The sequence below is a fragment of the Hydrocoleum sp. CS-953 genome (assembly GCF_002260545.1).
In the GTDB taxonomy this organism is placed as follows: Bacteria; Cyanobacteriota; Cyanobacteriia; order Cyanobacteriales; family Microcoleaceae; genus Trichodesmium.
Genome location: NZ_LGSU01000294.1, coordinates 1 through 2,662, shown reverse-complemented (window position 1 = coordinate 2,662; position 2,662 = coordinate 1). Strand labels below are relative to the sequence as shown.

Sequence of the window (2,662 nt, the reverse complement as noted above, 5' to 3'; positions counted from 1 at the left end):
CCTTTGGGTGTAAAAAGCATGCCGAAAAGTTCATACTAAATTCAAAAAAGTTATACCAAATCTCACCCATTCTTGCTACATCTTCTTGATAGGAGGGATTAGAGAGCAGGATTCTTAGACATCAGATATCTTGGCACTTTGGAAACGAATTGTTAAAAACATTGCTCTTACTTATTTATTATTTAATAACTGAAGTCTTGACGAAGGTCTGGCATTATTTTTTGGTATTGGTATTCTAGTTACAGAAAGTCAAAAAAGAGTTCAAGAATTAATAATTAACAATTAATATAGTTTTCGGAGAAATTTTTATTAAGTAGCANATTTATTATTTAATAACTGAAGTCTTGACGAAGGTCTGGCATTATTTTTTGGTATTGGTATTCTAGTTACAGAAAGTCAAAAAAGAGTTCAAGAATTAATAATTAACAATTAATATAGCAATCCTATTTAAGTTGTAATATTTTGGTGGTAGTTAGGAGTCAGAATTTGCTCATGTTTTCAGCTCAAATTAAGTATCATAAAAATTGTCACAACCAATGGGCAGATTGCTATAATTAACAATTAATAATTACCTTTCCTGAAAAGAAGAGGATTGACCAAAATAATTTTTTTCTTTTTTCTCCTGAACAGGAGAGGTTTTAGACCTTAATTATTCGGTATAGCAGTCGAAGGAAAGGTTAGGAAATTACTAAATGCTGTTTGCATTTGCGCAGCATCCTGTAGGGAAACATTTCCCCATGAAAAAATAACTCATAAATTACTTCTAACTTCTGACTTCCCCTATGAGAACCCCTATAAAAGTCATCAAAAATTATTAATCATTGTTGTCTAAAACAGAAGTATAAATAAGGCGATAAAAACCTCAAATGCAATACTCTAAACACCTAACCTTCATCCAACTTTTCTAAACAAACCAAAGCATTATAATCAGGCACACCTTCAACAGAACGTTTACCCTTATCTAATAATACATTTCCCTCCGGCCAATGTACTTGTAAATTACCAGGTTTCATAGGAGCTAGATAAACCCGCCCTTTTAATTCACCCAAATCATTTTTTAACCGCACATCATCCCCATCTTTAAACCCCAATTTTTCAGCATCAAAAGGATTAATTAAAACTGCTTCTCTTACAGCACCAGTAATTGCATCTTTCTGAGACTGCACCATACTATTAAACTGTTTACCTCGGCGAGTTGCTACTAAAAAATATCCCTCTGGTAACACCTCTTTTGGTGGAGAAAGTATGGAAAATTTTGCCTTACCATCAGGTGTCGGAAAATTCCAACCAAAACATAAATGAGAACCCCCATATTGAAAATTATCTCCAGGTTCTTTCAAATGTTGAATACCAGAATATTGAGAAATTACCAAAGCAATTTCCTCACGAATTTCCCCAGTATTTTTAAACTCTAACTTATCAGCCAATTCCGGACGGACTAACTTTGCCAAATCCATAAATACTTCCCACTCTGGGCGAGCTTCTCCAATTCTCGGACCTGGAATTTCTGGGCTAAAAATTACCCTTCTTTCCGTCGTAGTTTCTGTCACCCCTCCTGGAATTTCATAACGAGTCGTAGTAGGTAATAATATTACTGTTTCTCCTGGTTCAACTAACATTTGATTAGAGCAAATAATATCCTGATGTACTCGCAAACTTACCCTTTTCATGGCAGCTTCTACATAATCTGGGTCTGGCAAAACTTCTAAAAAATTTCCCCCGACAGAAAACAAAACATCTAACTTTCCTTCTGCCGCATTATCAATCATTTCTGAAGCAATTAAACCAGGATGACTCGGAACAGAAAAACCCCAAAGTTTGCTCATAACTTCAGCATTTTCAGAATTAATTTTTCTGCCTCCTGGAAAAACCGTAGAATAACAACCCATTTCAGCTCCACCTTGCACTCCAGAATGACCCCGAATTGGCATTAAACCACAGCCTTCTCTACCAACAAAACCTTTAGTTAAAGCCAAATTAATAATAGCTCTAACATTATCTTCCCCACACTCATGTTGAGTAATTCCCATACTCCAAACAAAGACAGCTTTTTCTGCTTTTCCAACCATTTTGGCAAAAGCATACATTTCATCGCGGGTGGCTCCAGAAAAGCGTTCTAATTCTGACCAAGATTGGGAATTTAATGAAGCTTTTAATTCCTCAAACTGATTAGTATAATTATCTATAAAATTTTTATCAACCCAATCATTAGCAATTAAATGTTTAATAGTACCATTGATAAATGCCATATCCCCATTAACATTAACTAAAAAGAAATCTTCGGCAAATTTTGTACCAAACAAAGCACTTTCTGGAATAGACGGAACCCAATAACGTTCCATCCCTGGTTCCCGGTAAGTATTAATAACAACAATTTTCGTACCTGCTTTTTTTGCCCAGTGCAAATATTTAACAGTAAAAGGTTTCCGAAAAGCATTGGGTTGTTTTGCAGTGCTGGACACACAGTCTTTAAGAAAGCTCTGCCAAACGAGCACCGATTCAACCAGGCGAAGCTCTGCGACATCAGCCGAGGCATAGGTAATTACGCGCCCGATCAGACCTTCCAGACGCTTCGCCGCTTCGCAAATATGCCGAGCATAGTCGAGATAACAGGGCTGTCCGATCGTCCCCATAGACTTTTCGGAAACATTTTGAAATCTAT

Annotated in this window: 1 protein-coding gene; it reads right to left on the bottom strand. The window is 36.2% G+C overall.

From position 1 onward, the window contains the following. Positions 1 to 884: 884 nt before the first annotated feature. A partial coding sequence (locus tag AFK68_RS02665; protein ID WP_246843958.1) for a molybdopterin-dependent oxidoreductase occupies positions 885 to 2,662 on the bottom strand: 1,778 nt, incomplete at its 5' end.